The organism is Streptomyces sp. NPDC030814, assembly GCF_055572155.1.
Window position 1 is genome coordinate 87588 of record NZ_JBVIDX010000014.1, and the last position, 26988, is coordinate 114575.

24 protein-coding genes and 1 pseudogene are annotated in these 26988 nt (G+C 70.4%); 14 read left to right on the forward strand and 11 right to left on the reverse strand.

What is annotated here, in order from left to right; all coding sequences use genetic code 11:
• The first annotated feature begins 154 nt into the window (after window positions 1-154).
• Entirely contained in the window at window positions 155-343 is a 189-nt protein-coding gene (locus ACZ43N_RS27055; protein ID WP_468101063.1) for a hypothetical protein, read from the forward strand.
• A gap of 62 nt (window positions 344-405) precedes the next feature.
• Here ACZ43N_RS27055 and ACZ43N_RS27060 read toward each other — a convergent pair whose 3' ends face one another.
• The 3 genes from ACZ43N_RS27060 to ACZ43N_RS27070 all read right to left on the reverse strand — a co-directional run bounded on the left by ACZ43N_RS27060 (window position 406) and on the right by ACZ43N_RS27070 (window position 2444).
• The gene (locus ACZ43N_RS27060; RefSeq protein ID WP_468101064.1) at window positions 406-1248 is read right to left on the reverse strand and encodes a hypothetical protein; all 843 of its coding nucleotides are present in this window, start codon (window positions 1246-1248) and stop codon (window positions 406-408) included.
• 137 nt (window positions 1249-1385) lie between these two features.
• Entirely contained in the window at window positions 1386-1682 is a 297-nt protein-coding gene (locus ACZ43N_RS27065) for a hypothetical protein (protein ID WP_468101066.1), read from the reverse strand.
• Between the two features lie 162 nt (window positions 1683-1844).
• Window positions 1845-2444 carry a class I SAM-dependent methyltransferase gene (locus ACZ43N_RS27070; RefSeq protein WP_468101068.1) on the reverse strand — a complete coding sequence of 200 codons (600 nt, stop codon included), beginning with the start codon at window positions 2442-2444 and terminating at the stop codon, window positions 1845-1847.
• Between the two features lie 152 nt (window positions 2445-2596).
• On the opposite strand from ACZ43N_RS27070, the gene ACZ43N_RS27075 reads away from it, so the two are divergent.
• The 5 genes from ACZ43N_RS27075 to ACZ43N_RS27095 all read left to right on the forward strand — a co-directional run bounded on the left by ACZ43N_RS27075 (window position 2597) and on the right by ACZ43N_RS27095 (window position 7653).
• Window positions 2597-3373 carry an MHYT domain-containing protein gene (locus ACZ43N_RS27075; protein ID WP_468101069.1) on the forward strand — a complete coding sequence of 259 codons (777 nt, stop codon included), beginning with the start codon at window positions 2597-2599 and terminating at the stop codon, window positions 3371-3373.
• A 55-nt stretch (window positions 3374-3428) separates the two neighbouring features.
• Window positions 3429-5966, forward strand: a complete 2538-nt coding sequence (locus ACZ43N_RS27080) for a sensor histidine kinase (protein ID WP_468101071.1) — start codon at window positions 3429-3431, stop codon at window positions 5964-5966.
• A complete protein-coding gene (locus ACZ43N_RS27085) occupies window positions 5963-6400 on the forward strand; it encodes a roadblock/LC7 domain-containing protein (RefSeq protein WP_468101073.1) in 438 nt (145 codons plus the stop codon). Before ACZ43N_RS27080 ends, ACZ43N_RS27085 begins: the two co-directional genes overlap by 4 nt.
• A gap of 19 nt (window positions 6401-6419) precedes the next feature.
• On the forward strand, window positions 6420-6836 hold the full coding sequence (locus tag ACZ43N_RS27090) for a DUF742 domain-containing protein (RefSeq protein WP_468101074.1): 417 nt from the start codon (window positions 6420-6422) through the stop codon (window positions 6834-6836).
• 211 nt (window positions 6837-7047) lie between these two features.
• On the forward strand, window positions 7048-7653 hold the full coding sequence (locus ACZ43N_RS27095) for a GTP-binding protein (protein WP_468101075.1): 606 nt from the start codon (window positions 7048-7050) through the stop codon (window positions 7651-7653).
• Window positions 7654-7699: 46 nt separating this feature from the next.
• On the opposite strand, the gene ACZ43N_RS27100 is transcribed toward ACZ43N_RS27095, so the two are convergent.
• The gene (locus tag ACZ43N_RS27100; protein ID WP_468101076.1) at window positions 7700-8128 is read right to left on the reverse strand and encodes a PPOX class F420-dependent oxidoreductase; all 429 of its coding nucleotides are present in this window, start codon (window positions 8126-8128) and stop codon (window positions 7700-7702) included.
• 97 nt (window positions 8129-8225) lie between these two features.
• On the opposite strand from ACZ43N_RS27100, the gene ACZ43N_RS27105 reads away from it, so the two are divergent.
• Window positions 8226-8639 (forward strand): roadblock/LC7 domain-containing protein, encoded by a 414-nt coding sequence (locus tag ACZ43N_RS27105; RefSeq protein ID WP_468101078.1) that lies wholly within the window; start codon window positions 8226-8228, stop codon window positions 8637-8639.
• Window positions 8640-8763: 124 nt separating this feature from the next.
• The gene (locus ACZ43N_RS27110; RefSeq protein WP_468101080.1) at window positions 8764-9717 is read left to right on the forward strand and encodes a DUF6397 family protein; all 954 of its coding nucleotides are present in this window, start codon (window positions 8764-8766) and stop codon (window positions 9715-9717) included.
• Between the two features lie 52 nt (window positions 9718-9769).
• Here the strand turns inward: ACZ43N_RS27110 and ACZ43N_RS27115 are convergent, their stop codons facing one another.
• Together ACZ43N_RS27115 and ACZ43N_RS27120 are read right to left on the reverse strand one after the other, a co-directional pair.
• Window positions 9770-10645, reverse strand: a complete 876-nt coding sequence (locus tag ACZ43N_RS27115) for an acyl-CoA thioesterase (RefSeq protein WP_468101082.1) — start codon at window positions 10643-10645, stop codon at window positions 9770-9772.
• Between the two features lie 19 nt (window positions 10646-10664).
• Window positions 10665-13178, reverse strand: a complete 2514-nt coding sequence (locus ACZ43N_RS27120; RefSeq protein ID WP_468101084.1) for a DEAD/DEAH box helicase — start codon at window positions 13176-13178, stop codon at window positions 10665-10667.
• 166 nt (window positions 13179-13344) lie between these two features.
• Between ACZ43N_RS27120 and ACZ43N_RS27125 the strand changes: the two genes are divergently transcribed.
• Entirely contained in the window at window positions 13345-14139 is a 795-nt protein-coding gene (locus ACZ43N_RS27125; protein WP_468101086.1) for a metal-dependent hydrolase, read from the forward strand.
• A gap of 26 nt (window positions 14140-14165) precedes the next feature.
• Here the strand turns inward: ACZ43N_RS27125 and ACZ43N_RS27130 are convergent, their stop codons facing one another.
• The 3 genes from ACZ43N_RS27130 to ACZ43N_RS27140 all read right to left on the reverse strand — a co-directional run bounded on the left by ACZ43N_RS27130 (window position 14166) and on the right by ACZ43N_RS27140 (window position 18640).
• Window positions 14166-14636, reverse strand: a complete 471-nt coding sequence (locus ACZ43N_RS27130; protein ID WP_468101087.1) for a DUF5709 domain-containing protein — start codon at window positions 14634-14636, stop codon at window positions 14166-14168.
• A gap of 369 nt (window positions 14637-15005) precedes the next feature.
• Window positions 15006-16787 carry an ABC transporter ATP-binding protein gene (locus ACZ43N_RS27135; RefSeq protein ID WP_468101088.1) on the reverse strand — a complete coding sequence of 594 codons (1782 nt, stop codon included), beginning with the start codon at window positions 16785-16787 and terminating at the stop codon, window positions 15006-15008.
• Window positions 16784-18640: an ABC transporter transmembrane domain-containing protein gene (locus ACZ43N_RS27140; RefSeq protein ID WP_468101090.1), complete on the reverse strand. Its 1857-nt coding sequence runs from the start codon at window positions 18638-18640 to the stop codon at window positions 16784-16786. Before ACZ43N_RS27140 ends, ACZ43N_RS27135 begins: the two co-directional genes overlap by 4 nt.
• Before the next feature lie 294 nt (window positions 18641-18934).
• Between ACZ43N_RS27140 and ACZ43N_RS27145 the strand changes: the two genes are divergently transcribed.
• From ACZ43N_RS27145 to ACZ43N_RS27155, 3 genes and pseudogenes are all read left to right on the forward strand, one after another.
• Window positions 18935-19645: a hypothetical protein gene (locus ACZ43N_RS27145; protein WP_468101218.1), complete on the forward strand. Its 711-nt coding sequence runs from the start codon at window positions 18935-18937 to the stop codon at window positions 19643-19645.
• 160 nt (window positions 19646-19805) lie between these two features.
• Window positions 19806-20376, forward strand: a pseudogene (locus ACZ43N_RS27150) (peptide-N4-asparagine amidase); the annotation flags it as partial.
• 139 nt (window positions 20377-20515) lie between these two features.
• Window positions 20516-22027: a cation:dicarboxylate symporter family transporter gene (locus ACZ43N_RS27155; protein ID WP_468101091.1), complete on the forward strand. Its 1512-nt coding sequence runs from the start codon at window positions 20516-20518 to the stop codon at window positions 22025-22027.
• A 125-nt stretch (window positions 22028-22152) separates the two neighbouring features.
• Here the strand turns inward: ACZ43N_RS27155 and ACZ43N_RS27160 are convergent, their stop codons facing one another.
• Window positions 22153-22605, reverse strand: a complete 453-nt coding sequence (locus ACZ43N_RS27160; RefSeq protein WP_468101093.1) for a MarR family winged helix-turn-helix transcriptional regulator — start codon at window positions 22603-22605, stop codon at window positions 22153-22155.
• A 184-nt stretch (window positions 22606-22789) separates the two neighbouring features.
• On the opposite strand from ACZ43N_RS27160, the gene ACZ43N_RS27165 reads away from it, so the two are divergent.
• Window positions 22790-24724 (forward strand): ABC transporter ATP-binding protein, encoded by a 1935-nt coding sequence (locus ACZ43N_RS27165; RefSeq protein ID WP_468101094.1) that lies wholly within the window; start codon window positions 22790-22792, stop codon window positions 24722-24724.
• Between the two features lie 43 nt (window positions 24725-24767).
• A complete protein-coding gene (mltG, locus tag ACZ43N_RS27170) occupies window positions 24768-25652 on the forward strand; it encodes an endolytic transglycosylase MltG (protein WP_468101095.1) in 885 nt (294 codons plus the stop codon).
• Between the two features lie 110 nt (window positions 25653-25762).
• Here the strand turns inward: mltG and ACZ43N_RS27175 are convergent, their stop codons facing one another.
• Window positions 25763-26896 carry an NAD(P)-binding domain-containing protein gene (locus ACZ43N_RS27175; RefSeq protein ID WP_468101096.1) on the reverse strand — a complete coding sequence of 378 codons (1134 nt, stop codon included), beginning with the start codon at window positions 26894-26896 and terminating at the stop codon, window positions 25763-25765.
• Window positions 26897-26988: the final 92 nt, after the last annotated feature.

The window sequence follows — 26988 nt, forward strand, 5'->3', positions numbered from 1 at the left end:
CGTGCCGGTGGTGATGTCAGGACAGGCGGGGCGTCTCAGGGTTGCGCCGGGGGTGGAGTCAGGGTTCCGTCAGGGTCATGGTCCGGAACTGCGGGGAGCGGGTGCCCGTTTTCAGGACAGAGAGCGGCAGTGGGCCGCGAAGGAGGCGACGGAGATGTCGAAGAGCACCAAGATCGTGGCGGGGGGTGCGGCGATCGGGATCGTCCTGCTGTTCCTGCTGCCGTTCCCCTTCTGGGCCAATCTCCTGATAGTCCTGGGGATCCCCACGGTCGCGTACCTCACGCTCGACCCCTCGCAGCGACGCAGGCTGCGCCGGGTCGGCCGCAAGGAGCTCGGACGCTGAGGTGTCGCCGGCCCCGCGGCAGGGCCGGCGACACACGGCAGAGCCGGGAGGCGCGCCTGGACTCAGTTGGGGCGTACCGCGATCTTGTCCAGCGATTCCAGCAGGCCGGGCAGTTCCGGGCCACGCCCCACCGGGAGCACTTCCCCCGGCTCGTCGTCGAGAAGGACAAAGGCGATGTCGTCGGTTCTGGCCACCATGGACCACCCGGGACCGTCGGCGCGGAGAGTCCGGGCGTCGCCCGGCGCGAACGACGAGCGCACACGACCGAGGGGCGGCGGCGACTCCACATAGGCGCGCGCCTCCGCGAGAACACGGCGGATGCCCGTGCGGACGCCGCCCTCGCCGCCGGGCTCCGTGGCGCCCGCGGCTTCCGCCACGCCGGCGCCGTTCTGTCCGGCGAACGCGGAGTCGTCGATCTGGTCCCGCCAGGTGCTCCACTGCAACGCGATCTCATCGGCACCCAGGCGCCGCTGGGCGGGCCCCCAGACAGTGGTGTCCGGCGGGCTCAGCGGTGGCCGGTCCGAGACCTCCGGGTCCGGATCGTGCGGAGCGGGCACCCCGGGGGCGGCCACGGCCACCGCGAGGGGCCAGCCGGGCAGCGCGGCCACCACGGAGTCCTCGTCGGGCGAGAGGTCGTACTCCATGCCGCAGTCCCACGACGCGATGGCCACGGCGACCAGTGACACGTCGTCCACCGCGACCGTCCACCGGGCGCCCTCGCCGTCCTGCCCCAGGACGATCCCGTAGCCGTCGGCGAGCGGGGCGAGACCGAGCGCCGCGCAGGCCTCGGGGTAGTCGTCCCCCAGCACACTGGGGAAGTTCGCGGGCGTGAGCAGTACCGCCGTCAGCACATACAGTGCGTCGTCGTCCCCGGCGGCGACGGCGTCCTCGTCCGTCCCGGCCATGCCGGCCTCCCATCGCTCTCGCTCGTCCGTCGGCGCACCCTAATGCGCCCGGCGGGCGCTTGTCACGGGAGTGAAACCCACGCAGAGCTGCGGTGTCCGGCCGGACAGGGGCGAATCGACCGGTGTTTGTCACCTCTTCAGGGGGCGGGCAGCCCCAGCAGTGACCGTGCCACCGTCTGCGGCGACTCGTTCCGCTCGCGGGCCAGCGCTATGACCGCCCGGCACGCCAGCTCGCTCACCCCGAACGACAGTGCCTCGGGTGACACCCAGGTCACGGTCTCGTCGATCCGGTCCTGGTCGTCGTCCGCGCACGCCGAGATATAGGCGGCGGCCGCCTCGAACAGGTTGTGCGTGCGTTTCTCCTCCGGAGTGCTCGCTTCGATGCGTGGCGAGTGGAGGAATCTGTCGAAGGACTTGCGGAGCCTGTCGAACATAAGAGCTATCTTCCCCCGTCTCGGCCTTCACATACCGTTCACGTGTTCCTACTCAACGTAGAGACGGAGTCGCGACGACAGAAGAGGGCCGACCCCGTGACCGAGTCCCAGCGGCGGATGTCACGACCTTGGAACAGTGCAGGTCACGAGGTTTTCCAAGGGTCAGTCGGCGCGCACGGCGAGGGTGAGGAATCGGCTGTCCTCGTCGATGTACGACGTCATGCGCCAGCCCGAACCGGCCAGCAGCGGGTCGAGGTTCGCCTCCGCCCGGAGATCGTCCGGGGTGAGCTGCCGCCCGTGGCGCGCCGCGAGCGCCGCCCTGCCGATCGGGTGGAAGAGTGCCAGCGTGCCGCCGGGTCGGACCACCCGTGCGAGTTCCCGGAGATTCCCGGCGGGGTCCGGCAGATGTGCGATGAGCCCGGCAGCGAACACCGCGTCCAGGGACTCCGTGCGCAACGGCAGCGCCGCCACATCCGCGAGCAGCAGCTGCCCGTCGCGGTGCCGTCCGGCACGTACGGCGGCCTCCAGCATCGCCGGCGTCAGATCGGCTCCGAGGACCACCCCTGAGTGGCCCACGGCGGCCCGCAACGGCGTCAGGGCCCGCCCCGTGCCGCAGCCCGCGTCGAGCACACGGTCACCCGGCCGCAGCCCGAGTTCGGTGACCGCGGCGGCGTAGGCGGGCCCGTCGTCGGGGAACCGGGTGTCCCAGTCGGCTGCCCGTGCCGTGAAGAACTCCTGGACGTGTGTGTGGTCGTCGCTCATGTTCCGCATGATCTCCCACCACCGGGTGAGCGGGCACGGCGCGCAGGTTCGAGCGTGAGGCGATCGTTCCGACGCACATATGCGTCACATTCCACCACCTTTCGCAATGCGCCCCCTTCGTGCACCCGTGCTCCCACTAGCGTCCCGGAGCCATGGGACACCTGGACCACGCCGTCTTCGGCTGGCTGACGCCCGCGCTGTCGTACGCGATGGCCTGCACGGGCGCGGCACTCGGACTGCGCTGCACCGTCCGTGCGCTGGGCGCCACCGGCAGGTCCCGCCGCAACTGGCTCGTCACCGCGGCGTCCGCCATCGGGACCGGCATCTGGACCATGCACTTCGTGGCCATGCTCGGCTTCGGTGTCAGCGGCACCGAGATCCGCTACGACGTGCCGTTGACCATCCTGAGCCTGCTCGTCGCCATGGCCGTCGTCTGCGGCGGAGTCTTCGCCGTCGGCTACAGCAAGGACCGCGGCCGGGCGCTGCTCCTCGGTGGCCTCACCACCGGGCTGGGCGTCGCGAGCATGCACTACCTGGGCATGGCGGCGGTACGGATGCACGGCGAGGTGACCTACGACCCGGCGCTCGTCGCGCTCTCCGTGGTGATCGCCGTCGTCGCGGCGACCGCCGCCCTGTGGGCGGCGCTGAACACCAGGTCGCCCCTCGCGGTCACCGTCGCCTCCCTGGTCATGGGTGGCGCGGTGAGCAGCATGCACTACACCGCCATGTGGGCGGTGCGCGTGGAGGTCACTCCCTCCGGCGCAAACCTGCCCGGGGCCACGGCGATGCAGTTCATCTTCCCCCTCGCCGTCGGCCTCGGGTCCTATCTCTTCCTCACCTCGGCCTTCGTCGCGCTGTCGCCGACGACCGGGGAACGGGAGGCCTCCGCGTCGGCCCAGCAGCCGGTCGGGAGCGCCGCCGCCCACTAGCTCGCGCACCTCGGCGGCACGAAGGCACGCCCAAACCACTTTGAGCGAGGAGGCCATGCGTACACCCGACAGAACCTCGACCACGGGCGCCGAGACGCCGCCCCGGCCCGCGGTACGAGGCCGCCGCGCCCACGCCGGCCCCCCGGCCGACGAGAGCTTCGACCCCGACGAGACCGGAGCCCCCACGACCGGCCCGCCCAGACGCACCGGGCGGCCGCACATACGCCCCCGCACCGTCCGAGCCAAGATCGTCTGCCTGCTGATGGTGCCCGTCGTCTCCCTGCTTGCCCTGTGGGCGTACGCCACTGTCACCACCGCCCAGGACGTCGCCCGGCTACGGCAGCTCCAGCGCGTCGACGCCTCCGTTCGGGACCCGGTCGCCGATGCCGTCGCCGCGCTCCAGGCCGAGCGCGCCGCCGCCGTGCGGTATGCCACGAGGCCTTCCGACGCACGGGGAAGTGCCCTGAAGACGCTCTCCCAGGACTCCGACCGCGCGGTCGCGCAACTGCGTCTGGGCGACCGGCACACCGTCGCCGACGGTACCGACCTGTCCGCGGGAGTCGCCGAGCGTCTCGCGCTCTTCGTCTCGGACGCCGAGCACCTGCGATCACTGCGCACCTCGGTCCTGGACCACCGCAGCGGCTGGGCCGAGACCTACCAGCGGTACACCACGACCATCTCCACGGCCTTCGAGGTCGGCGGCGCGCTCAGCAGCATCCAGGACGCCGAAGCGGGCTCCGACGCGCGCGTGCTGCTCGAGTTCTCCCGAGCGGCCGAGGCCCTTGCCCAGGAGGACGCGCTGCTGGCCGGCGCACGGCTCTCCGGCACCCTCGACGGCGAGCAACTGCACCTTTTCACCGGGGCCGTGGGCACCCGCCGCACTCTGACCGAAGCCGCCGCCGCGGACCTGCGCGGCCCGGAACGCAGGGCCTGGGACGAACTCGCCGAGGGCGACGCCCACACCCGTCTGAGCGCCGTCGAGGGCAAGGTGCTCGCGGGACGCCCTGGTACCAACGCGCTCACCGCCGCACCGGAGGGTGCCTGGCGGACCGCACACGCGCGTGTGCGGGACGGTATGCGGAACATCGAGGCCGACGCGAGACGCGACGTCGCCGACCGGGCCGACCCGTTCGCACGAGCCCTGCTCACCCCTGCCGGAGCCGCGGTACTCCTCGGCCTCGCCGCCGTCGCCGCGTCGCTCGTGATCTCCGTACGCATCGGGCGCGGCCTCGTCATCGAGTTGGTGAGCCTGCGCAACGATGCCCTGGAGATCGCCCGTCGCAAACTGCCCCACGCCATGCGGAGACTGCGGGCCGGGGAGGAGATCGACGTCGAAGCCGAGGCCCCGCCGGGGCCCGCCGCCGAGGACGAGACCGGACAGGTCGCCGAGGCTCTGGGCACCGTGCACCGGGCCGCCCTTCACGCGGCGGTCGAGCGCGCCGAACTGGCCAGCGGCATCTCGGGGGTCTTCGTCAATCTCGCGCGCCGCAGTCAGGTCCTCGTCCACCGCCAGTTGAGCCTCCTCGACAGCATGGAACGCAGGTCCGAGGACCCCGACGAGCTCAGCGACCTCTTCCGGCTCGACCACCTCACCACCCGCATGCGGCGCCACGCGGAGAGCCTGATCATCCTCTCCGGGGCCGCTCCCGGCCGTGCCTGGCGCATGCCGGTCTCCCTGACGGACGTCGTCCGCGCCGCCGTCTCCGAGATCGAGGACTACACGCGCGTGGAGGTACGGCAACTCCCCGAGGTGCGGATCGTCGGCGCCGCCGTCGCCGACCTCACGCACCTCCTGGCGGAACTCGTCGAGAACGCCGCCCAGTTCTCACCACCGCACACACGCGTGCGGATCACCGGGGAACCGGTCGGCAACGGATACGCCGTCGAGGTCGAGGACCGCGGACTCGGCATGGGCAAGGAGACCCTGACCCAGGCCAACCGCAGGATCGAGCAGTCGGAAGCCCTCGACCTCTTCGACAGTGACCGTCTCGGTCTGTTCGTGGTGAGCCGACTCGCCTCCCGGCACGGCATCAAGGTCCACCTGAGGACCTCTCCCTACGGCGGCACCACCGCGGTGGTGCTCCTTCCGACCGCTCTCCTCGACAGCGGCATGACGGAACGTTCCCCCGGAGCCACTGCCGACGCCCAGCGGCAGCCCGACGGTCGTGAGCACACGCGCGCGCACACCGGTCGGCATCAAGGCCCCGTCGAGCAGTCCGTCGACCGGCGGGCACTGATGGCTCCCGTGGCCTCCCCCGGGGACGCCACGGCAGGTGACACGCCCGAGCCGTCCCCTCGCGGTGTCACCGCCCTGCGGCAGCTCCGGCCGCCGCAGGAACCGGACCACACCGACGGACTGCCGCGCCGTGTCCGGCAGGCGCACCTCGCCCCCCAGCTGCGCGACCGGCACGGCGGTGGACAGGCCCCGGTGCCGAACCACGGGGTGTATGAGGACCCCACCCCCGAACTCGTAAGGGACCGCATGGCTGCCTTCCGCGACGGCTGGGCGCGAGGCGGCGGCAGGGCACCCGGACGAGGCGTCACCCATCCCCCCGCGACGGGCAGCGACAGCAGCGAAGGAGACCGCGCATGATCCAGGACCCGACCACCAGGGCCACGGGGCGTACCAGCGAACTCGACTGGTTGCTGGACGACTTGGTACTGCGTGTGCATGAGGTACGACACGCCGTGGTGCTGTCCAACGACGGACTCGCCGTCGGCGCGTCGACCGACCTCGCACGCGAGGACGCCGAGCATCTCGCCGCCGTCGCCTCAGGCTTCCACAGCCTTGCCAAAGGGGCCGGCCGTCACTTCGGCACCGGGGGAGTGCGCCAGACCATGGTGGAGATGGACGACGGGTTCCTTTTCGTGGCGGCTGCCGGAGACGGCTCATGCCTGGCGGTGCTCACGGCCGTGACCGCTGACATCGGGCTCGTGGCGTACGAGATGGCGCGGCTGGTGAAACGCGTGGGCGAGCACCTCTACACACCCCCTCGCGCCGGCGCACGCCCACCCGTCGCCGGATGAGCGGAAACGAGCCGTGCTCATGACCGAGGACAGCGCGGGCGCCCCGCACGAGCCGCCGGGCAGCCAGTGGTACGACCGCGAGGCCGGGCCCCTCGTCCGCCCCTACGCGATGACCGGCGGACGCACTGAGCCCGGTACCGGCGGATTGCGCTGTGATCTGATCGCCCTGGTGTCCCTCCATATCGGCGCACCCGACGTCGGTGACGACACCTCGCTCGGTCCCGAGCACCGCGCGCTGATCGACCTGTGCCGCACCGAGACGCAGTCGGTCGCCGAACTCGCCGCGGGCGCGGACCTGCCGGTCGGCGTGGTGCGCGTGCTCCTCGGCGACCTCCTGGAACTGGGACACCTCACGGTCAGCCGGCCGGTGCCGCCCGCACAGCTGCCGGACGAGCGAATTCTGCGCGAGGTGATCGACGGGCTGAGGGCCCTGTAGTGAACAAAAGTGCGAAGTGTGTGGAGGGGCGACGCCGCGGGTCCGTCCCGTACGAACTTGTGCACCCAACCGGGCACCGAACGCGCACGAGTCGGTCGATGCCATGAAAATCCGGTCCAACACCCCGCTGTGCAACGCAAGTTGTCATGATGCTGACTCCGCACAGCAGTACTGAGGGCGACCTTGCCCGCACTCCCGAGAGAAGTGATCGATGGCTTCCGAGCACTCCGACACGACAGACGGCGACACGGGCGCCCTGGCACTGAAGATCCTCGTCGCCGGTGGCTTCGGCGTGGGCAAGACCACCCTGGTGGGTGCGGTCAGCGAGATCAAGCCCCTGCGCACCGAGGAACTCCTGAGCGAGGTCGGCCAGTCGGTGGACGACACCGGCGGAGTGGATCAGAAGGTGACCACCACTGTGGCCATGGACTTCGGCCGTATCACCATTCGGTCCGGACTCTCGCTCTATCTGTTCGGCACCCCGGGACAGGACAGGTTCTGGTTCTTGTGGGACGAGTTGGCCCAGGGCGCGTTGGGGGCCGTCGTCCTTGCCGACACGAGACGACTCCAGGACTGCTTCCCGGCGGTGGACTACTTCGAGCACCGTCACATCCCGTTCGTGGTCGCCGTCAACTGCTTCTCCGGAGCCGGCGCCTACGGCACCGACGACGTGTCGCGTGCTCTCGATCTCGACCAGGGCACGCCCGTGGTGCTCTGCGACGCGCGGGACCGCGATTCCGGGAAGGACGTACTGATATGCCTCGTCGAGTACGCCGGACGGATGCACACCGCCCGACTGCTCGACTCCGTGAGCTGACACCCACGGTCGGTTCGGTGCCAGAGGGGGACGACGGGTAAAGGTGTCAGTCGGAGACGCCGGAGTACGCGAGGACCTTGTCGATGTGCACCCGCACGAGCAGTTCGCCCGGCACGCCGTTGCGATCGCCGAACTCCTCGGCCCGGTCCTCGCCCATGTAGCGAGCGCCTATGCGGGCGGCCCAGTGGCGCACCTCGTCGAGGTTCTCGGAGAGTTCGGCCCGGCCTTCCAGCACCACGAATGCGTACGGTGGCACATCGGAGTCCACGCAGAGCGCCACGCGGCCGTCCCTGGCCAGATTCCGTCCCTTGACACTTTCCTTGCCGGTGTTGAAGAGCACCTCGTCACCGTGCAACAAGAACCAGATGGGGGTGACGTGAGGACGTCCGTCGGCACGTGAGGTCGCCAGTTTCCCGGTGCGAGTTCCGTGTGAGACGAAGGCCCGCCATTCCTTGTCGGTCATCTTCTTTGCCATGTACCCATCCTGCTTGCTCCGGCGGCAGCAGTGGGGAAGGCTGAACCGTCGGATCCTCCCCGCAAGGGGGGAACGACGAAAACGGGGAGTAGGAAAAATGCCGCAGAACGCGGGACTCGGTTGGTTACTGGACGACTTGACCGAGCGCGTGGAACCCGTACGACACGCACTGGTGCTGTCCAGTGACGGGCTGGTCACGGCGGTCAGTACCGGGCTGAGGCGCGAGGACGCCGAGCACCTCGCCGCCGTCTCCTCGGGTCTGTACAGCCTCGCCAAGGGCTCGGGACGCCACTTCGGAGCCGGTGACGTACGGCAGACGATGATCGAGTTCGACGACGCCATGCTGTTCATCACCGCGGCCGGCGCGGGCAGTTGTCTGTGCGTGCTCAGCGCCGCGGAAGCGGACATCGGCCAGATCGCCTATGAGATGGCCCTGATGGTGAACCGTGTCGGCGAACACCTCGGCGTCGACGCCCGACACCCCGAACCCTCCGCGGCGAGAGACCTCTGACCTGCGGGTTCAGTAGCCTGATCAAAGTTATCCACAGGCCCGCCACGACTTTCCGTGAACGGGCTACGGTTTTCCCGAGGCGACGCGAACGAGCGCCGCGGCAGCACCACGGGGGAGAACCGCCATGTCCGGCACCACCATCACGCAACCTGCCACACCCACCACGGCGACCGTAGCCCCAGCACCTGTCGGGGCGGCCGACCGGCCCGTCACCCAGAGCCGTGCCGCACGCGAACTGAGCCTGAAACGGGGCGAACTCGACCTCGCCGTACACCTCGGATGCGTACGAACCGTCGTCGACGAGGGAGGCGGAGGACGCCGAGTCGCCCGCAGCGAGATCGACCGGCTCCGTGCCGAGGAGGGCTTCCCGAAGACACTGCGGGCGAGGGTCGAAGCCGTGGGCTCCAGGGACGCCGCCGCGATCCTGGAGGTGGCTCCGACGCGCTTCGTGCGCCTCGCACGACTGGGGCTCGTCACACCCGTCAAGTTCCATCTGAACCGCTACCGTGCCGTGGTCTGGCTCTATCTGGCGGAAGAACTGAGGCGGTTCGCGGCCGACGAGAACAACGCCCAGTGGCTGACGGGCCGTCTCCCGGAAGAGCTGAGGGCCCGGCTGGACACGGGTCTCGACCTGCGGCCCAGGAACTGGCGAGGACGTCATCTCGGATTCCTGCTGCGGCAGGCAGACGACCCCTGGGCCCGCGCTGCCGCGCCGGCCTCTCTCCTCGCCCCCGTCCTGGTCGCGGAGATCGTCCGGGATCCCTACGAGCGCGCCTATCTCAACCGGCACCGACCTGTACGCCCCGACCAGGGCCCGCCCGACTCACCGGCCGCGCGGCTCGCCGCCACGATCATGACGGCGGACGACCCAGACGAGATCGAGTGGCTGCGGGCTGACCTCCGGCAGGCTCTCGTCGAGGCCCGGGCGCATCTCCTCGCGCCGAGGCCCCGCCGGAAGGAACCGGCCCCGCGCCCGGCGAGGAACGTGCGGCGTCCCGGGAAACGCCCCAAGAAGCCGGTTCCGGCATCCGAGAAGCGACACGGCCTGCTCGGCTGGCTGATGCGCAGCCATCCCTGACGCATCGGCCGGGCGTGGTGGGACCGGCGACTGCCGCCGGCCGACGGATGCGTCAGGAACCGAGCTTGCGGAACAGCCCTTCCTGGACGACGGACACGAGCAGACGCCCCTCCAGGTCGTAGATACGGCCTCGGGCCAGACCACGTCCGCCCACCGCGATGGGCGACTCCTGGTCGTAGAGGAACCACTCGTCCGCCCGGAACGGCCGATGGAACCACATGGCGTGGTCCAGCGACGCCATGTCGAAGCCACGCGGTCCCCACAACGGCTCGACGGGGATGCGGACCGCGTCCAGGAGGGTCATGTCGCTGGCGTATGTCAGCGCGCAGGTGTGGACGAGCGGGTCGTCCCCCAACGGGCCGACGGCCCGCATCCACACCGCGCTGCGCGGCTCCGCGTTCTCGACCTCCTCGTGGGTCCAACGCAACCGGTCGACATACCGGATGTCGAAGGGCTGACGCCGCGCCATGCGCTGCAACTGCTCGGGCAGCGCGCCCAGATGATCCGTGATCTCCTGCGCCAGCGTCGGCAGCGACTCGGGGTCCGGCACCTTGCGGACCGGCGGCAACTGGTGCTCGAAGCTCCCCTCTTCAGGCTTGTGAAAGGAGGCGGTCAGATTGAAGATCGTGCGGCCCTGCTGCACGGCGGTGACCCGACGTGTGGTGAACGACCGCCCGTCGCGGACCCGCTCGACCTGGTACACGATCGGCACCCCCGGACGCCCCGGACGCAGAAAGTACGCGTGCAACGAGTGCACGGGCCGGTCACCCTCGGTGGTACGTCCGGCGGCGACCAGCGCCTGGCCGGCCACCTGGCCGCCGAAGACCCGCTGCAGGGACTCCTGCGGGCTGCGACCGCGGAAGATGTTGACCTCGATCCGCTCCAGGTCCAGGAGGTCGACGAGCCTCTCGGCGGGGTTGGTCGTCATCTGCAAACCTCTCCGGTGCTCACAGCTGACCGACGTCGGTGACCTTGACGACGGCACGTCCCTCGGCATCGGAGGCCGCGAGATCGACCTCCGCGCTGATGCCCCAGTCATGGTCGCCGTTCGGGTCGGCGAAGGTCTGACGGACGCGCCACAGCCCGTTCTGCGGTTCCTCCTCGATCATCAGCAGCCGAGGACCGCGGGCGTCGGGGCCGGTGCCGAGCTCGTCGTACTCGTCCCAGTACTTGTCCATGGCCTCACCCCACCGCTGGGCGTCCCAGCCGGACTCGGCATCCAGCTCGCCCAGCTCGTCGACCTGGTCGAGGGCGGCCAGCTCGACGCGACGGAACATGGCATTGCGGACGAGGACGCGGAAGGCACGCGCGTTGGAGGTGACCGGCTTGACCTGGTCGGCCCTCTCCTGAGCCTCCTCTGCCGTCATCTCCTCGGGGTTGGCGAGCTGCTCCCACTCGTCGAGAAGGCTGGAGTCGACCTGGCGGACCATCTCGCCGAGCCAGGCGATCAGATCCTCCAGGTCGTCCGACTTCAGGTCGTCGGGGACGGTGTGGTCGAGGGTCTTGTAGGCGCCGGCCAGGTAGCGCAGCACGATGCCCTCGGTGCGGGCCAGCTCGTAGAAGGACACCAACTCCGTGAAGGAGAGCGCCCGTTCGTACATGTCCCGGATCACCGACTTCGGGGACAGCGGGTGGTCGCCGACCCACGGGTGACTCTTGCGGTACGTGTTGTACGCGTGGAAGAGCAGCTCCTCCAGCGGCTTGGGGTAGGTGACGTCCTGGAGCCGCTCCATGCGCTCCTCGTACTCGACGCCGTCCGCCTTCATCGCCGCCACAGCCTCACCGCGCGCCTTGTTCTGCTGGGCCACGAGGATCTGCCGCGGGTCGTCGAGCGTCGACTCCACCACGGAGACCATGTCCAGCGCGTACGACGGCGACTCCGGGTCGAGCAGTTCGAACGCGGCCAGCGCGAAGGTGGACAGCGGCTGGTTGAGCGCGAAGTCCTGCTGGAGGTCGACCGTCAGACGGACGATGCGGCCCTGGGCGTCCGGCTCGTCGAGCTTCTCGACGATGCCGCCGTCGAGGAGCGAACGGTAGATGGCGATCGCCCGCCGGATGTGCCGCAGCTGCTGCTTGCGCGGCTCGTGGTTGTCCTCCAGCAGCCGACGCATCGCCTCGAAGGCGTTGCCCGGACGGGCGATCACCGACAGCAGCATCGTGTGCGTCACCCGGAAACGGGACGTGAGCGGTTCCGGCTCGGAGGCGATGAGCTTCTCGAAGGTGTTCTCCGTCCAGCCGACGAATCCCTCGGGCGCCTTCTTGCGGACCACCTTGCGGCGCTTCTTCGGATCGTCGCCCGCCTTGGCGAGCGCCTTCTCGTTCTCGATGACATGCTCGGGCGCCTGCGCCACCACGTAGCCGGCCGTGTCGAAGCCCGCCCGTCCGGCGCGCCCCGCGATCTGGTGGAACTCACGGGCGCGCAGCGTCCGCACCCGGTTGCCGTCGTACTTCGTCAGCGCGGTGAACAGCACCGTCCGGATGGGGACGTTGACACCCACGCCGAGCGTGTCCGTGCCGCAGATGACCTTCAGCAGACCGGCCTGGGCCAGCTTCTCCACCAGACGCCGGTACTTCGGCAGCATGCCGGCATGGTGCACACCGATACCGTGCCGGACGTAACGGGACAGGTTGCGGCCGAACTTGGTGGTGAACCGGAAATTGCCGATCAGCTCGGCGATCTGGTCCTTCTCCTCCCGCGTGCACATGTTGATGCTCATCAACGCCTGCGCCCGCTCCACGGCCTGCGCCTGGGTGAAGTGCACGATGTAGACGGGTGCCTGCTTGGTGGCGAGCAGCTCCGTGAGCGTCTCCGTCAGCGGTGTCAGGACGTAGTCGTACGACAGTGGCACCGGGCGCGTGGCCGAGCGGACCACGGAGGTGGGACGACCGGTGCGCCGGGTGAGGTCCTTCTCGAACATCGAGACGTCGCCGAGGGTCGCCGACATCAGGATGAACTGGGCCTGCGGCAGCTCCAGAATGGGGATCTGCCAGGCCCAGCCGCGGTCGGCCTCCGCGTAGAAGTGGAACTCGTCCATGACGACCTGGCCGACATCGGCGTCCTTGCCGTCGCGCAGAGCGATGGACGCCAGGACCTCGGCGGTGCAGCAGATGACGGGGGCGTCGGCGTTCACGGACGCGTCGCCGGTGAGCATACCGACGTTCTCGGTGCCGAAGATCTTGCACAGTTCGAAGAACTTCTCCGAGACCAGCGCCTTGATCGGGGCGGTGTAGAAGGTGACCTCGTCGCGGGCCAGAGCGGCGAAGTGCGCGCCCGCCGCGATCATGCTCTTGCCGGAGCCGGTGGGCGTCGACACGATCACGTTCGCGCCGGAGACCACCTCGATGAGCGCCTCCTCCTGGTGGGGGTAGAGGGTGAGACCGCGTTCCACGGCCCACGACTCGAAGGCTTCGTAGAGGGCGTCGGGGTCGGCGGTCCGCGGCAACTGATCGATGAGGGTCACGCCCCCATCTTGCCTGTCCGCGCCCCCAAGGCGGGAATCGGATTCCCGGCCGAAGATCGCGAACGCTACGCTGTGGCGCCGACGGAGCGTCGACGCACGTGGACAACTGGACAGCGGCCCGGGGCAACGGGACAGCGTCACAGAAGGAATGGGACGGGGCACGGCCATGATGGGACCAGCACACTCACTGTCCGGGGCCGCGGCCTGGCTGGGCGTAGGGGCGGCGGCAGCCGCAACGGGGCACACCATGCCCTGGCCGGTTCTCCTGGCCGGTGCGCTGATCTGCGCGGGCGCCGCGCTCGCCCCGGACCTGGACCACAAGGCGGCCACGATCTCCCGTTCCTTCGGCCCGCTCTCCCGCTGGGTGTGCGAGATCGTCGACAAGCTCTCGTACGCCGTCTACAAGGCGACGAAGAAGCAGGGCGACCCACGCCGCTCCGGCGGGCACCGCACGCTCACCCACACCTGGCTGTGGGCGGTGCTGCTCGGCGCTGGAGCCTCCGCCACGGCGATCATGGGGGGCCGCTGGGCGGTGCTGGCGATCCTTTTCGTGCACATGGTGCTGGCGATCGAAGGGCTGCTGTGGCGGGCGGCCCGGGGGTCGAGCAGCGACGTGCTGGTGTGGCTGCTGGCGGCGACCAGCGCCTGGATCATCGCCGGTGTCCTGGACAAGCCGGGCAACGGGGCGGACTGGCTGTTCACCGAGCCGGGCCAGGAGTATCTGTGGCTCGGCCTGCCGATCCTGCTGGGCGCGCTGGTGCACGACATCGGCGATTCGCTGACTGTCTCGGGTTGCCCGATCCTCTGGCCGATACCGGTGGGCCGCAAGCGCTGGTACCCGGTCGGTCCGCCCAAGGCGATGCGGTTCCGGGCCGGCAGCTGGGTCGAGCTGCGGGTGCTCATGCCGGTGTTCATGGTGCTCGGGGGCGTGGGAGCGGCCGCAGCCCTGAACGTCATCTGACACCGCGGGCGACCGGCCGGCCAGGGTCAGCCCGCCACCGAGTCCTCGTCCACGATGTGCATCGCGGCCTCCTCGGCGGAGGCGGCAGCACCGTCGATGCCCACGTCGGTGGCGATCAGCCCGCTCTCCTCGTCCTCGTGCGCACCCTCGTCGGGAGCCACGAGGCGGCCGGAGCGAAGGCCTCCCACCTCGTTGTCCCACGGCTCACCATCGGTGTCCTGGGCGTCGCCGATGCCGTCCCCGTCGGGGGAAGCGACATCCGGCAGCTCCTCGGCCAGCCGCTGGTCCAGGGTCTCGCCGCGAAGCCGCTCCGCGGCGGTCACACCGGTGTGCTCCACCGCCCATGGCCGCTCCGGTGGCGACCAGCCCCGGTCGAGCGGGTCGTCTACACCGTCGGCGACCAGGGTGTCCTCGGCGTCCAGCAGCCCGGCGTCGTCCTGGATCTCCGATCCGTCTGGCTGGTAGACGTCGTCTCCCCATCCGCCGGCTCTGTCCACGGGTACCTCCAGTGGTGGGACGGGCCCGGTGCCACCGTACGGCGACGGTGGGCGCGCGAACCGCTGGGCAGCGGTCCGACCCCCGCGAACCGGGCGGCTCACGGGCGTCCCCCGAATCAGTGCCCACCACCAGAGTTCCACTCGCCGTCGGCACCACGCAACGTCAGGGGACCGGCCCTGGACGCACACGGCCCCTCGACACCGGTCGGCACGCCCGTGTCATGGCCGGACAGCAGCCGTGTGGCGTCACCGACCAGTGACGTCACGGGAGACTCGGCCGTGTCCGACGCGCCGGCGGTGGGCCGACAGCCGAAGAGGCCCGCCGATGACGACGGGCCTCTTGGCTTCCGAAGCGGTACAGGACCCCGCTCAGCCGTGCCACGACCGCCACAGCGCGGCATACGCGCCGTCCGCCGCGACGAGCTGATCATGGCTGCCCAGCTCGCTGATGCGGCCGTTCTCGACGACGGCGATGACGTCGGCGTCGTGGGCTGTGTGCAGGCGGTGGGCGATGGCCACGACGGTGCGGCCGTCGAGGACACGGGCGAGGGAGCGTTCCAGATGACGGGCCGCACGCGGGTCGAGGAGCGAAGTCGCCTCGTCCAGGACCAGGGTGTGCGGGTCGGCGAGGACCAGCCGGGCCAGGGCGATCTGCTGGGCCTGAGCCGGGGTGAGCGCGAGCCCGCCGGAGCCGACCTCGGTGTCCAGCCCGTCCTCGAGTGCCCGCGCCCAGGAGTCGGCGTCGACCGCGCCGAGCGCCGCCCACAGCTCGGCGTCCTCGGCGTGGGTGCGGGCGAGTCGCAGGTTGTCGCGCAGGGAGCCGACGAAGACGTGGTGCTCCTGGTTGACGAGGGCCACATGCGAGCGGACGTCCTCGGCGGGCATCCGGGACAGCTCGGCACCGCCGAGGGTGATCCGGCCGTCGCGGGGCGCGTAGATACCGGCGAGGAGCCGGCCCAGGGTCGACTTGCCCGCTCCGGACGGACCGACCAGGGCCAGCCGGGTGCCGGGCGCCACGTCCAGGGTCACCTTGCGCAGCACGTCGACGCCCTCGCGGTACCCGAAGCGCACCTGCTCGGCGCGGACATGGCGACCGTCGGGGGCCACGTCCGGGTTGCCGGCGGCCGGTTCGATGTCCCGTACGCCGACCAGCCGGGCCAGCGATACCTCGGCCACCTGCAGCTCGTCGTACCAGCGCAGGATGAGGTTCACCGGCTCGACGAGCATCTGGGCGATGAGGGCGCCCGTCGTCAGCTGGCCCAGCCCGATCCAGCCCTGCAGCACGAACACACCGCCGACGATCAGCACGGCGCCGAGGACCATGGTGTGGGTGAAGTTGATGACCGGGAAGAGCACCGAGCGCAGCCAGAGGGTGTAACGCTCCCATGCGGTCCATTCGCGGATGCGCTGGTTGGACAGCTCGATGCGGCGCGCGCCGAGGCGGTGGGCCTCGACGGTGCGTCCGGCGTCGACGGTCTCCGCGAGGACGGCGGCGACGGCCGCGTACCCGGCGGACTCCGATCGGTAGGCGGAGGGCGCCCGCTTGAAGTACCAGCGGCAGCCCGCCACCAGCAGGGGCAGGGCCAGCAGGACGGCGAGCGCCAGCGGGGGCGCCGTCACGGCCAGTCCGCCGAGCAGCAGGGCCACCCACACGACGCCGATGGCCAACTGCGGTACGGCCTCCCGCATCGCGTTGGCGAGGCGGTCGATGTCGGTGGTGATCCGGGACAGCAGGTCACCGGTTCCGGCCCGCTCCAGGACACCCGGCGGCAGACCGACCGACCGCACGAGGAAGTCCTCGCGCAGATCGGCCAGCATCCGCTCGCCCAGCATGGCCCCGCGCAGCCGCACCTCCCGTACGAACACCGCCTGGACGACGAGGGCGACGACGAACACCCCGGCGGTGAGCTCCAGATGCAGTTCGCGTGCTCCGTCGGATACCCGCTCGACGAGCCCGCCCAGCAGGTAGGGGCCCGCCATCGAGGCCACGACGGCGACGGTGTTGACGGCGATCAGCAGGGCGAAGGCCCGGCGGTGACGGCGGAACAGTTCGGCCACGTAGGCGCGGACGGTCGCGGGGGCGCCGACGGGCAGGGTGTTCGCCGTGGTCGGGGCAGCCGGGTCGTACGCCGGTGGCGCCACGCCGATCATGCGGTCTCCTCGATCTCTTCCAGTTCGTCCAGCACGTCGCTGAGCGCGGACCTGCGTTCTTTCGGCACCGCGTCCGCGCGCCGCGCGGCGCGGTCCTTCCACGCGGCGTCCGCGGCGGCCTCCTCGTCCGTCTCACGGGTGACGACGGCCCTGTACCGCGGCTCCTTGTGCACGAGTTCGCGGTGCACGCCCACCGCCGCGACCTCGCCCTCGTGTACCAGCACCACGCGTTCGGCGAGGTCGAGAAGGAGTGGTGAGGAGGTGAGGACCACCGTCGTGCGGCCCGCCCGGAGGGACCGGATGCCGTCCGCGATCCTCGCCTCGGTGTGGGAGTCGACGGCGGAGGTCGGCTCGTCGAGGACCAGCACCTCGGGGTCCGCGATCAGGGAACGCGCCAGGGCCAGCCGTTGGCGCTGGCCCCCGGACAGGGACCGGCCGCGCTCGGTGATGCGGGCGTCCAGCGGGTCCTCGGCGTCCAAGGACCCCTGCGCCAGCGCGTCCAGTACGTCACCGCACTGGGCGGCTGCCAGCGCCTCCTCGGCCGTGACCTGGCCGGAGGCGGGTACGTCGAGCAGGTCGCGGAGGGTGCCGGAGAGCAGTACTGGATCCTTGTCCTGGACGAGCACGGCCGTGCGGGCGGAGTCGAGCGGCAGCTCGTCGAGGGGGACACCGGCCAGGAGCACCGATGTTCCCTCTTCGGGCGCGTGCCCGCCGAGCCGCTCCGCGAGCCGACCGGCCGCGTCCGGGTCGCCGCACACCACCGCGGTGAGACGTCCGGCGGGGGCGAGCAGTCCGGTCGCCGGGTCGTACATGTCTCCGGACGGTAGGGCCGCTTCCCGTGACCCCTCGGTGGCGGTGGCCCGCTCCAGGGACAGCACTCCGGCGGCCCGTTTGGCCGAGGGACGGGAGAAGGAGTACGCCATGGCGATCTCTTCGAAGTGTCTGAGCGGGTACCCGAGCAGCATCACCGCGCTGTACACGGTGACGAGTTCGCCGACGGTGATCCGGCCGTCGCGGGCGAGACCCACGCCGTACCAGACGACCGCGATCATCAGCAGTCCCGGCAGCAGGACCTGGATGCCGGAGATCAGGGCCCACATACGCGCGCTGCGGACGGCGGCGTGGCGGACCTCCTGGGAGGCGCGGCGATAGCGGTCGAGGAAGAGGTCCTCGCCGCCGATGCCGCGCAGCACACGAAGGCCGGCGACGGTGTCCGAGGCCAGTTCGGTGGCGCGCCCGGCCTTCTCGCGCTGGAAGTCGGCGCGCCGGGTCGCGCGGGGCAGCAGCGGCAGCACGGCGAGCGCGAGGACGGGCACGCCTACGGCGACGACGATGCCGAGCGCGGGTTGGTAGACCACCAGGGCCACACAGACCAGCACGACGGTGAGCGCCGCCGCGGTGAAGCGGGAGACGGCCTCGACGAACCAGCCGATCTTCTCGACGTCGCCGGTGGACACGGCGACGACCTCGCCGGCCGCCACCCTGCGGGTCAGCGCGGAGCCCAGCTGGGCCGTCTTGCGGGCCAGGAGTTGCTGGACCCGTGCGGCGGCGGTGATCCAGTTGGTGACCGCGGAGCGGTGCAGGAAGGTGTCGCCGAGCGCGATGGTGAAGCCGCACAGGGCCAGCAGCGCGCCGGAGAGGGCGAGTCGGGAGCCGGAGCGGGCGACGACGGCCTCGATGGCGACGCCGACGCAGAACGGCAGTCCGGCCACTGACGTGAAGTGCAGCAGCCCCCACGCCAACGCCTTGAACTGTCCGCCGAGCTGGTTGCGGCCCAGCCACCACAGGAATCGGGGACCCGAACGTGCGTCCGGCACGCCGGGGTCCTGGTACGGAAGGTCTTGAATCTGCATGACGTCCCTGTGGGTCGTGTCAGAGGAGGGGGGATGAAGGTGCGAAAGGGGCGGCGAGGCCCGGCGACCAGCCGTGAAAGGTTCGCGTCACCGCGTGGTCGGAGGCAAACGGTTTTCCGCCGCCGGGCAAAGTTTCGGCCTGGACAGCCCGGGTGACGCCGGACGGGGCAGGCGCGTGGACGCGGAGAGTCGGCTCACGGTGCGACGATGGAGCGCATGCGAACAGGCGGCACGAGGCGTGGGACGGTCGGCGGTGCGAGCGAGGTCAAGGTTGTGAGGCGAGCCGGGTCGGCGATGGCGGTCTGCGGAGCGCTGGTGGTGTCGTTGGTGGCCTGTGGTGGTTCGGGTGACACGGGCAAGGCAGGCCGGGGCGACGCGGACTCGGGCGACCGGGCGGCGCATTCCGGGACACGGAAGGCCGATCCGACCCGTGTCCCGGGTGTCGGCGACCGGCTCCAGAAGCGTATCCCCGCCGAATCCCGTCAGGTCGTGGCCGTCTACGGCGAGGGCGTGGACGACGCCGATTCGAAGATAGTCCTCTACGCGAAGAGCGGTTCCGTCTGGAAGGAGACCAGGACCTGGCTGGGACACAACGGCAAGAAGGGCTGGACGACGGACCATCATGAGGGTGACAAGCGCAGCCCGGTAGGTGTGTTCACGCTCAGCGACGCGGGCGGTGTCCTCGCCGATCCGGGGGCGAAGTTGCCGTACAGCCAGTCGCCGTCGTTCCAGGCGCCGCACTACTGGGCCAAGTCGCACTGGCACGACTTCGACTACGTCATCGCCATCGACTACAACCGCGTCAAGGGCACTTCGCCGATCGACCCCACACGCCCCGAGGGCCAGTCGAAGGGCGGCAGCATCTGGCTGCACATGGACCACGGCAGCGGAACGTCGGCCTGCGTCAGTCTGTCCAAGTCGGGCATGGAGTACCTGCTGCGCACCCTCGACCCGGCCGCGCACCCGGTGATCGTGATGGGGGACAGGGCGGCACTGAAGGCCTGAGATCCAGGAGGCCTCCGGTCACTCATGTGGCCGGAGGCGTCATCGTGCGGAGCGTGTACCGCCCGTAGGGCTCCGCGCAGAGAAACCGGATCATCATGTCCATGCTCACCGGGGCTCGTGGTGAGCACTCTTCTAGGGGCCGCCCCGGCCGGATCGGCCGATGCTGCGGCACGTGCCGCGGCCCACGCCGCCCCACGCCACGGCCCACGCCGCGGCGGCTCTCCCGGCCGATGTCCCGGTCGAGTTCGGAGGCGACTGGCACGCCCCCGTCACCGCCGCCCCGCCCGTCACCCGACCCGAGCATGCGAAGTCCTGCGAAGTGACGGTCGTGAAGGCGCAGTTCAAGGACTTCACGCCGTATACCGGGGGACCTGTACGCCCTCGGCCGGCTGCGCGAAGCGCTGGAGCAAGGCCGTCCTGCGCCTCGCCGGCAAGGTGAAGGGGCGCCAGTACGACCGCCTCGGCCATCTGCGCATCGGCGGCGTCGAGGTCTTCCGCACCTCCACCCCGCAGCCCTCGCCCGACGGTATCGAGTGGTCCGCCGAGAAGGACGTCACGCGCTGCAGCGACACCCTGCGGACGACGCAGCCCGCGGAGATGCTCATCGCAACGTCGCCGACGACACCTGCACCGGCATCCTCGACGTCAAGGTCACGCTGACGTTCTACGCGGGCAGGCCCACGGCGCCGAAGGGAGTGCTGGCGGAGGATCAAATGGCCTTGTTGACGTCAGATGCGCGTGATGTGGCGTCTGTTCGACGATTTACTTCACGGAAACACAGCGGTCTTCCCTGCGAGCGGCCCCTCCCCGATAGTGATCGATGCGGAAAGAACTTTCCGCATGCCAGAAAGCCTGCTCGGAGGAGTGCCCGTGCCGCAGTCCGTACCGTCCCTGCCGCGACGCGTCGCACGCATGCTGCGTACCTCACTGTTCGCACAAGTCGGTGTGGCGCTTGTGCTCGGAATCATCGTGGGGAGGTGGTGGCCGGACACGGCCACGACCTTCCAGCCGCTCGGCGACGGTTTCATCCGGCTCATCAAGACGGTCATCTCACCGCTGGTGTTCTGCGTGGTCGTCGTCGGCATCGCCAAGGCCGGCAATCTCAAGGCCTTCGGGCGGATCGGACTCAAGGCGCTGATCTGGTTCGAGGTCGCGTCCACGGCCGCGCTGCTCATCGGACTGATCGCCGCCAACGTCTTCGGCCCCGGCGCGGGCATGAACGTCGACCCCTCGAAGCTCGACACCTCTGCGGTGGACGCCAAGACGGCGGGCGGTGAACTGCCGACGACCGGTGAGTTCATCCTGAACGCGCTGCCGCAGAGCGCGATCGGCGCGTTCGCCGAGAACGCGCTGCTCCAGGTTCTCGTGCTCGCCTGCCTCACCGGCGCCGCGCTGCTGCACCTCGGTCACACCAAGGTGCCCAAGATCCTGCCGGCCATCGAGCAGGCCCAAGAGGTCATCTTCGCGATCGTCGGCTTCGTCATGCGACTGGCCCCGCTCGCCGTGTTCGGCGCGATGGTCCACCTCGTGGGTGAGTACGGCCTCGGCGTGATGAGGACCTACGCCAAGCTGATCATCCTCTGCTACGCCGTCGCCGCCGTCTTCCTCGTGCTGCTGGGCATCGCGCTGAAGCTGATGACCGGCCTGAGCCTGTGGAAATTCGTCCGCTACACCCGCGCCGAGATGCTGCTCGCGCTGGGCACCGCCTCCAGTGAGAGCGTCATGCCGCGCATGATGCAGAAGCTGCGGCAGGCGGGTGCCCGGGATGACGCGGTGGGTCTGGTGCTGCCCACCGGCTACTCGTTCAACCTCGACGGCGCGTCCATCTACCTCTCCGTCGGCACGCTGTTCATCGCTCAGGCCGTGGGCGTGGACCTCAGCCTCAGCCAGCAGATCACGGTCCTGCTGGTCCTCATGCTGACCAGCAAGGGGATGGCGGGTATCCCCGGTTCGGCCTTTCTCGCCCTGTCGGCCACCGCCGCCTCGCTCGGGGCGATCCCCGCCGGCGCCGTCGCGCTGCTCCTCGGCGTCGACCGGATCATGGACTCGATGCGCGTCACCACCAACCTGCTCGGCAACTGTGTCGCCGTCTTCGCCGTCTCCAAGTGGGAGGGTGCGCTGGACACCGTACGGGCGAAGAAGATGCTGGACGGCGATATCGAGTTCGTGGAGGAAGAGGACGCGGACGGGGAGGGCGGGCCCAAGGCCACTGACGCCCCGGCAGCTACCCCCGACGCCACGGCCGCGGCCGGCTCCAACGCCCCGGCCGCCAACCCCACCGCCCCGGGCGGCGCCCCGTCGTCCGTTTCCGTGAGCACCGCGAAGGGGGTCCCCGCTCAGCCGACCGCCGAGGTCAAGGAGCCTGCCTCCGGAGCCGGTTGATCGTCTCTACCGACACCAGGGGCCCGGCGCCGCACGTCTGCGCCGGGCCCCTGGCCTGTGTGCGGGGCTGCCCGAACCGCCACCGTCGAGCGCTGCCTCGCGTCGGCGCCGCCATTCTCCAGGGCTCAGCAAGGCCCCGCCTTCGGTGCTCCGTCCACCAGCGTGTCGAGGAGGCCGCCCAGTACATCCCGCTGGCCGTCCGACAGTGGCGAAAGGATCTCCTCAGCGGCGGACCGGCGCGCGTGGTGCAGTTCTTCGAGGGCCTTGCGGCCCTCGTCCGTCACCTCGATACGGATGACCCGCCGGTTGGCGGGGTCGGGCACCCGGCGCACCCGGCCGCTCGCCTCCAGCCCGTCGACCAGCGTGGTCACGGCGCGGGGCACTACTTCCAGGCGCTCGGCGAGATCGGCCATGCGTGGGGGCGCGTCGTAGTGCGCGAGGGTCCGCAACAGCCGGGACTGGGCGGGGGTGATGTCCAGCCCGCTCTGCAGAAGATGGTGCTTCTGGATGCGGTGCACTCGGCGGGTCAGCCGCAGCAACTGCTCGGCGAGCAGGCCGTCGGCATCGGGGGCGGTCATGCGGGAACAATATCAGGATCATGTTCATTGTGAGTATAGGTAACAATGAGCTAGGCTCCGAATCGCCTCCGGGTTGTCACCGGAGCCGCAGCGCTGAAATTCACTGAATCCATTCCCGGACGCACCGCTGAACCCATTACCGGACAAGACGACACGCGGTCCGTGACTCACCCCGTAGGAGCCCATGCATCCCGACGGCCAACCCGCCTGGACCCCCGCCCGCACCGCGCCCGACGGCACCGAGGTGGCCGCCGAGGATCCGGCGCCGCGGCAGGTCCGCCGCATCCTGAAGCTGTTCCGCCCCTACCGCGGCCGGCTCGCCGTGGTCGGCCTGCTGGTCGGCGCCGCGTCGCTCGCCTCCGTGGCGACGCCCTTCCTGCTCAAGGAGATCCTCGACACCGCGATCCCCGAGGGCCGCCTCGGGCTGCTGAGTCTGCTCGCGCTCGGGATGATCGTCAGCGCGGTGCTCACCAGCATCTTCGGCGTCCTGCAGACGCTGATCTCCACGACCGTCGGCCAGCGCGTGATGCACGACCTGCGCACCGCCGTCTACGGCCGGCTGCAGCGCATGTCGCTCGCGTTCTTCACCCGGACCCGCACCGGCGAGGTGCAGTCCCGGATCGCCAACGACATCGGCGGTATGCAGGCGACCGTCACCTCCACGGCGACCTCCCTGGTCTCCAACCTCACCAGTGTGGTCGCCACGATCGTCGCCATGGTCGCTCTGGACTGGCGGCTCACCGTGGTCACCCTGCTCCTGCTGCCGCTGTTCGTGTGGATAAGCCGCCGGGTCGGCGACGAACGCAAGAAGATCACCACGCAGCGGCAGAAGCAGATGGCCGCGATGGCCGCGACCGTCACCGAGTCGCTCTCCGTCAGCGGCATCCTGCTCGGCCGCACGATGGGCCGTTCCGACTCGCTCACCCGGTCCTTCGCCGAGGAGTCCGAGGGGCTCGTCGACCTGGAGGTCAGGTCGAACATGGCCGGGCGCTGGCGCATGGCCGTCATCACGATCGTCATGTCCGCCATGCCCGCCGTCATCTACTGGACGGCCGGCCTCGCCTTCCAGTTCGGCGGCCCGTCCGTCTCGGTCGGCACGCTGGTCGCCTTCGTCTCGCTGCAGCAGAACCTCTTCCGGCCGACCGTGAGCCTGCTGTCCACCGGCGTCCAGATCCAGGCCTCGCTCGCGCTCTTCCAGCGCATCTTCGAGTACCTCGACCTGCCCATCGACATCACCGAGCCCGAACATCCGGTCCGCCTCGACCAGGTGAAGGGCGAGGTCCGCTTCGCCGACGTCGAGTTCCGCTACGACGACGGCAAGGGCGCCTCCGCCGCGATCCTCACCGGCATCGACCTCACCGTCCCGGCGGGCGGCAGCCTCGCCGTCGTCGGCCCCACCGGCGCGGGCAAGTCGACGCTCGGCTGTCTGGTGCCCAGGCTGTACGACGTCACGGGGGGCGCCGTCCTGATCGACGGGGTCGACGTCCGCGACCTCGGCTTCGACACCCTGGCCCGCGCGGTCGGCGTCGTCTCGCAGGAGACGTACCTCTTCCACGCCACCGTCGCCGACAACCTGCGCTTCGCCAAGCCGGACGCCTCCGACGAGGAACTCCACGCGGCGGCGCGGGCGGCACAGATCCACGACCACATCACCTCCCTGCCCGACGGCTACGACACGGTCGTCGGCGAGCGCGGCCACCGTTTCTCCGGCGGGGAGAAGCAGCGCCTCGCCATCGCCCGGACGATCCTGCGCGACCCGCCCGTCCTCATCCTCGACGAGGCGACCAGCGCCCTGGACACCCGCACCGAGCACGCCGTGCAGGAGGCCATCGACGCGCTCTCCGCCAACCGCACCACCATCACCATCGCCCACCGGCTCTCCACCGTCCGCGGGGCCGACCAGATCGTGGTCCTCGACGGCGGGCGCGCGGTCGAACGAGGCACCCACGAGGAGCTGCTGGAGCAGAACGGGCGCTACGCGGCCCTCGTGCGCCGTGACGCCCAGCTGGACCCCGGCGGTCAACCGCATGGGCGGTCGGCACCGGTCTCCGGCGTCGAACCGTTCGACACTCCCGGCCAGGAGGCGCCGCCGCTGCGCCCGATGGAGTCGACAAGATGAAGATATGCCGGGTTTGAGGTGATATGCGGGTTACCGTGCCCGCATGCAGATGAACACTCCGCCACGGAGCACGATTCGACTGACACGCCGGGGCCGGGCCGCCCTCATCGCGACCGGAGCGGTCGTGGCGGCCGCCGCCGTGGCGGTGCCGCTGCTGAGCCTGGACAGCGGTGAAGGCGGGGCCGAGCGGCCGACGTCACTGGTGATCCCGGAGGGCTGGCGAGCCGGACAGGTCTACGAAGCCGTCGACAAGGTGCTCGATCTGCCCGCCGGATCCACCAAGAAGTCCCTGCCGAAGGCCCGGCTGTCGCTTCCCGTGGACGCCCAAGGCAACCCGGAGGGCTATCTCTTCCCGGCGACGTACCCCTTGGCGAAGAACGCGACGCCGGAGTCGCTGCTCACCTTCATGGTCGAGACCGCGCACAAGAAGTTCAACAGCGGCCAGGTCACGGCCGGGGCGCAGCGCAACGCGATGAACGTCTACCAGGCGGTCACCATCGCCAGCATCGTGCAGGCCGAGGCCGCGACCAAGGCGGACATGGGCAAGGTGGCCCGAGTCGTGTTCAACCGTCTGGAGCGGGGGATGCCGTTGCAGATGGACTCCACCCTCAACTACGCGCTGAACCGCTCCACGTTGGACACGAGTATCGCCGACACGAAAATCGACAGCCCCTACAACTCGTACCGTCGCATGGGACTGCCGCCCACGCCGATCACCAACCCGGGCGAGGACGCGATGCGGGCCGCGACCAGTCCGCCGCCGGGTGACTGGCTGTACTTCGTCACGGTGAAGCGGGGCGACACGCGCTTCACGGCGAACTACGAGGAACACCTGCGCAATGTCGCGGAGTTCAACCAGCGCCGCGGCAAACAGCCGTCGGCGTCCACGGGATCGACCGGCACGAGCCCCTCCCCGACGTCCGGCTGACTCGCGAAGGCCCACGCCGAGCACGCGAGGGCCGCCGTTGCCCTCGATGCGCCCGGACGCCGGACGCCGGACGCTGATCGTGCGAGTGGGAGGACGAGGGCACGCGGGACTCAGGCCGCAGCGGTGGGAGCGGTGACCGGCGCGGTTCGGGTGGTGAGAGGCGCGGTCCGGGTGGGGAACGGTGCGTCCACAAGGAGCCGCCGGATGTCCCGGACCGCGGCGCGGCCCGCCCGGTTGGCGCCGACCGTGCTGGCCGAAGGGCCGTAGCCGACCAGGTGGACACGGGGGTCGACGGCCGCGCGGGTGCCCTCCACGCGGATGCCGCCGCCCGGCTCGCGCAGCCGCAGCGGGGCCAGGTGGTCGATGGCGGCGCGGAACCCGGTCGCCCACAGGATGACGTCCGCGTCCACGCGGAGCCCGTCGTCCCACGCCACGCCCTCGGGTGTGATCCGGTCGAACACCGGTAGCCGGTCCAGGACGCCGTCCGCGATGCCCTGCCGGATCGCGTCGTTGAGCGGCAGACCGGTCACCGACACGACGCTCTTCGGCGGCAGGCCCTGTCGGACCCGCTCCTCCACGAGGGCGACAGCCGCGCGCCCGGCGTCCTCGTCGAACGGACCCTCGCGGAAGACGGGTGGACGCCGGGTCACCCATGTGGTCGCCGCGGCGTAGGGGGCGATCTCCAGCAGATGCTGCGTCCCGGAGGCGCCCCCGCCCACCACGACCACCCGTTGCCCCGCGAACTCCTCGGGACCGGGGTACTGCGCGGTGTGCAGCTGACGGCCCCGGAGCGTCTCCTGGCCCGGGTAGCGCGGCCAGAACGGCCGGTCCCAGGTGCCCGTGGCGTTGATCAGCGCCCGCGTCGACCATGCGCCGTCCGAGGTCTCCACAAGCAGTCGGCCGCCCTCGCCCTCGCGCACGGCGCGCACGTCCACGGGACGCCGTACGCGCAGGTCGAAGGTGTGCTCATAGGCCTCGAAGTACTCCCTGATCACCTCGGAGGACGGCCGCGCCGGATCGGCTCCCGTCAGCTCCATGCCCGGCAGGGCGTGCATCCCGTGCACCTTGCCGTACGTGAGCGACGGCCAGCGGAACTGCCAGGCGCCGCCGGGCCCGGGGGAGTGGTCCAGCACCACGAAGTCGCGCTCCGGTTCGAAGCCGGTGCGCCGCAGGTGATAAGCGCCGGCCAGTCCGGCCTGACCCGCGCCTATGACGACCACCTCGACCTCGCGCATATTGTTCACGCTTCTACTAACCAGGGGTGGGCCCTGGATCTTCCCCGGGCGTGGTCGTGGCGCGGCGGGTGGTGCTTCCGTGCCGCGACTCGGGGTGCGCG

Bases quoted from the DNA above. Each gene is read 5' to 3' on its own strand.
- ACZ43N_RS27055 (WP_468101063.1), top strand. From the start codon at position 155: ATGTCGAAGAGCACCAAGATCGTGGCGGGGGGTGCGGCGATCGGGATC.
- ACZ43N_RS27060 (WP_468101064.1), bottom strand. From the start codon at position 1,248: ATGGCCGGGACGGACGAGGACGCCGTCGCCGCCGGGGACGACGACGCA.
- ACZ43N_RS27065 (WP_468101066.1), bottom strand. From the start codon at position 1,682: ATGTTCGACAGGCTCCGCAAGTCCTTCGACAGATTCCTCCACTCGCCA.
- ACZ43N_RS27070 (WP_468101068.1), bottom strand. From the start codon at position 2,444: ATGAGCGACGACCACACACACGTCCAGGAGTTCTTCACGGCACGGGCA.
- ACZ43N_RS27075 (WP_468101069.1), top strand. From the start codon at position 2,597: ATGGGACACCTGGACCACGCCGTCTTCGGCTGGCTGACGCCCGCGCTG.
- ACZ43N_RS27080 (WP_468101071.1), top strand. From the start codon at position 3,429: ATGCGTACACCCGACAGAACCTCGACCACGGGCGCCGAGACGCCGCCC.
- ACZ43N_RS27085 (WP_468101073.1), top strand. From the start codon at position 5,963: ATGATCCAGGACCCGACCACCAGGGCCACGGGGCGTACCAGCGAACTC.
- ACZ43N_RS27090 (WP_468101074.1), top strand. From the start codon at position 6,420: ATGACCGAGGACAGCGCGGGCGCCCCGCACGAGCCGCCGGGCAGCCAG.
- ACZ43N_RS27095 (WP_468101075.1), top strand. From the start codon at position 7,048: ATGGCTTCCGAGCACTCCGACACGACAGACGGCGACACGGGCGCCCTG.
- ACZ43N_RS27100 (WP_468101076.1), bottom strand. From the start codon at position 8,128: ATGGCAAAGAAGATGACCGACAAGGAATGGCGGGCCTTCGTCTCACAC.
- ACZ43N_RS27105 (WP_468101078.1), top strand. From the start codon at position 8,226: ATGCCGCAGAACGCGGGACTCGGTTGGTTACTGGACGACTTGACCGAG.
- ACZ43N_RS27110 (WP_468101080.1), top strand. From the start codon at position 8,764: ATGTCCGGCACCACCATCACGCAACCTGCCACACCCACCACGGCGACC.
- ACZ43N_RS27115 (WP_468101082.1), bottom strand. From the start codon at position 10,645: ATGACGACCAACCCCGCCGAGAGGCTCGTCGACCTCCTGGACCTGGAG.
- ACZ43N_RS27125 (WP_468101086.1), top strand. From the start codon at position 13,345: ATGATGGGACCAGCACACTCACTGTCCGGGGCCGCGGCCTGGCTGGGC.
- ACZ43N_RS27135 (WP_468101088.1), bottom strand. From the start codon at position 16,787: ATGATCGGCGTGGCGCCACCGGCGTACGACCCGGCTGCCCCGACCACG.
- ACZ43N_RS27140 (WP_468101090.1), bottom strand. From the start codon at position 18,640: ATGCAGATTCAAGACCTTCCGTACCAGGACCCCGGCGTGCCGGACGCA.
- ACZ43N_RS27145 (WP_468101218.1), top strand. From the start codon at position 18,935: ATGGCGGTCTGCGGAGCGCTGGTGGTGTCGTTGGTGGCCTGTGGTGGT.
- ACZ43N_RS27160 (WP_468101093.1), bottom strand. From the start codon at position 22,605: ATGACCGCCCCCGATGCCGACGGCCTGCTCGCCGAGCAGTTGCTGCGG.
- ACZ43N_RS27165 (WP_468101094.1), top strand. From the start codon at position 22,790: ATGCATCCCGACGGCCAACCCGCCTGGACCCCCGCCCGCACCGCGCCC.
- mltG (WP_468101095.1), top strand. From the start codon at position 24,768: ATGCAGATGAACACTCCGCCACGGAGCACGATTCGACTGACACGCCGG.